General features: G+C 33.8%; 1 protein-coding gene. It reads left to right on the top strand.

The genetic code is table 11. The annotated features are described in order from the left end of the window. Positions 1-3,212, top strand: a 3,212-nt coding sequence (locus U880_RS0103595; protein WP_024654784.1) for a tape measure protein, incomplete at both ends; no start/stop codon positions are given.

The raw sequence follows: 3,212 nt of genomic DNA, 5'->3' as shown, positions 1-3,212 counted from the left end.
GCTTTGATTGAGAATACTCGAAGGATGGGTGATAATTTCAAAAATCTTGCTTCAGCCGTCAAAGTTGTTGGAAGTAATAGTACCAAAAGTTTCAAAAGCGTTGGGAGCACTCTAAAACGTGTTGGTAAAAATTTGTTCAATGTAAAAAATATGGCAAATGCAGCAGCGGACGCTTTAGAGAGAATGGTAAATACTATTGGTCCTATAGTTTTGATTGTGAAAACTCTTCAAATGGCGGGCAATGCTGTTAATAATGTTTTTACAGGCGCTATGGAGTCTTTAGAATCATTTAACAATGAAGTTAGTGTTTTTTCACAGATGCTAAATAACGATAGTCTTGGAAAAGCTTTAGCCGATGATATGAATGCTTTTGGGGAACAAACCACATTTACTAGTGAAGCTATAAGTAGTGCTGCTCAAACCATGTTATCTTATGGAGCTTCTGCTTCTGAAGTTAGTCAACGTATGCGTATGTTTGGGGAGGCTGCGGGGAATAGTAGTGAAGGACTTACAAAGTTGGCAGAGATCTATTCTAAAGTAGAGGCTAGTAATAAGATTGCCGTAGAAGATCTTGAAGCTCTTCGTAGTGTTGGAGTTGATATTACGGATATTTTGGCAAAAGAAGCTGGAGTAGCAAGTGACGAATTATTAGAATTGGCAAGTAAAGGTCGAGTTGGTTTTGATGAATTAAGTGGTGCTCTTAAGAAGGCTACAGCTGAAGGTGGTAAGTTTTACGGCAATACTGCTCGTGGAGCAAAGAATTTGTCAGAAGCTCAGCTTCAAACTTCTAAATTAAGTAGTAAATTATTTCTGGAGCTTGGAAAAGCATTTGAACCTTTGATGATTGGTTTTGAAAAAACGAAACAATGGTTAATGGTTGGAATTTTAGTTCCCATAACAAAAGCAACTGCTTCGGTAATTACTTTTACTAAGAAATTGACAGATTTTGTAGGTTATGTTGGTGGTAAAACAGTTGAATGGTACAAATTTGTATTTAATTTGACAGTTGGACTTTGGAAACATATTGGAAATTTTATAATTTATATTTCTGATAAAATGAAAGATTTTGTAGGTTATATTTCGACCAAGTTTGTTGAAGGATTCAAGTTTGCAATTCAATCAGTTGTCAATATTTTTGCAAAGATCAAAAATTCTGTAGTTGATGTATTTAATAAAATGAAAGAGTTTGTAGTTTATGTTGCTACTAAGATTGTTGAAGGATTTAAGTCTGCATTTAGTCCGGTTGTCAATATTTTTGTAAACGTTAAAAATTCTGTAGTTGATTTTTTCAATCAAATAAAAGATCTTGCAAACTATGTTGCTACTAAATTTGTTGAAAAATTTAGGGCTGGATTTGAACCAATTATCTCTCTTTTCCAAACTTTGAAAAAATGGTCACAAAGTGTTTGGGATACATTATATGGAGCATTGAGTATGGCTAAAGGTAAAGATAAGAAGATTGTAGAGACAGTTGCATCATCAGAGCCTGCTCCTGATTTGTTGAAGGATAATAGTAATTCAGAAAAACGAAAAATAGAGGCCGAAAAAAGAAGAATCGATAATTTCAATAAGCAGATGATTGCAGAATATGAGACTTTGCAACAACAAATTTTCAAAATGCAAAGAGCAGTATTCATCAAGCCTTTGCATGAACAAGAAAAGGCTACTCGTGATTTACAGTCTATAGTAAATGCAAAAAATAAGGAATTTATTGCTAAGTATGGGAAAAATTTTGATATTTTGATTCAACAAAATCAACAAACTCTTGCTAATATTGAGAAACAGGTTAATGATTTTGCTCAATCTAATCATCATTTTGTTAATGAACATAAGGACTTACAAGCAGAAATAGCAAGACTTAATCAAGAAGTTTTGATTCTTCCATATGAAGAACAAGAAAGTAAAATGAAGGAACTTGCTAATGTTATTAATGTGAAGCAGCAAGAATTTGTTAATAATTATTCGGCAAGTTTTCATTCTCTTAATGATTCTAATAAGCAGTTGTTTATTGCCCTGAAAAAGGGAGTAGACGAATTTGAAAAAACGACAGATGATAGAGCTTTTGTAGAAGCGCATAAAGCTTTACAAAATAAAGTACAAACAATGCAATTTAAGGTTCTAATGAGGCCGTTAAAGGAACAAGAAAAAGCGGCTGCTGAGATGGAAGTTGAAATTAAGAAGCTTTATTCCGAATTTGTCAAAGTACATAAGGAATTGTTTGATAGTCTTAATGATGCAAATAAAAGTTCTTTGATTGAAATTGCAGAAAAAGCACAAACGGCAACTGAGTCTTTACTTAGTGAAACTGAGTCTTTATTTGATACTTTATATGATGCTTTAAGTGGGTTGGTATCAAAAGCTTTGGATGTTGTAACTAAAGTTGTGAATAAAGATTTGGGCAAAAATGTTGCAGCGGGTAATACTGCTGATACCGTAACACAGTCGTTGTTTGATGTGTCAAAAGATATGTTAGCAAGTTTTGGACCTTGGGGAGCACTTGGTGCAGCTGCTTTGGATTTTACAGTTGGACTTTTTCAAGGTTTTGAACAACAAAGGATCAAAGAGGTTGAAGAGAGACGTGATCAAGATTTGAAAGAATTAGAAAAACAAAGTGAAATTGCAATTATGCGTCTTGAAGAAGAATTTGATAACGAAATTTCAATGAGAAAAGAGAAATTAAATCAGCTTGATGAGCAGTATAATAAGGAGATCGCGTTCTTGAAACAGGCTCAAAGTAAAGGACAAATATCTGGAGAGGAATTTCAAAGACGCATTAGGACATTAGAGAATGAGCATCAATCTAAAAAACAACAAGAGACCCAAGGAATAACTAATGCAGAAACTTCTAAGAAGGTTGAATTAGAACGTAAACGCAAACTTAAAGATTTAGAAGCAGAACGTATCAAAGCACAAGCTGAGGTTGACAAGGTTAAGGTGTCTAATTGGTCTTGGAATCAAGCTCGTGATTTAGATCGTGCTAATACAGTCTTAGAAGAAATCTTGAAAAGAATATCGAAAGTTAAGTCGGCAAATTCTGTTGAAGAAATTAAACTTGCAAATAAAGGTGCTAGATTTATGACGACAAGGTCAACGTTTATTCCTGGTTCAGGACTTATTACTAGTGAATTTGGTCAAAATGAGCTTGTAAGAGTAACACCAGCACCAATTGATCAAAATTTGAGAAATTTTGAAGCAAGAATCATCGCAGAAGA

The sequence above is a fragment of the Borrelia hispanica CRI genome (assembly GCF_000500065.1).
Taxonomy (GTDB): domain Bacteria; phylum Spirochaetota; class Spirochaetia; order Borreliales; family Borreliaceae; genus Borrelia; species Borrelia hispanica.
The sequence above is the reverse complement of the archived record's forward strand: the minus strand, read 5'-3'. Positions and strand labels throughout refer to the sequence as shown.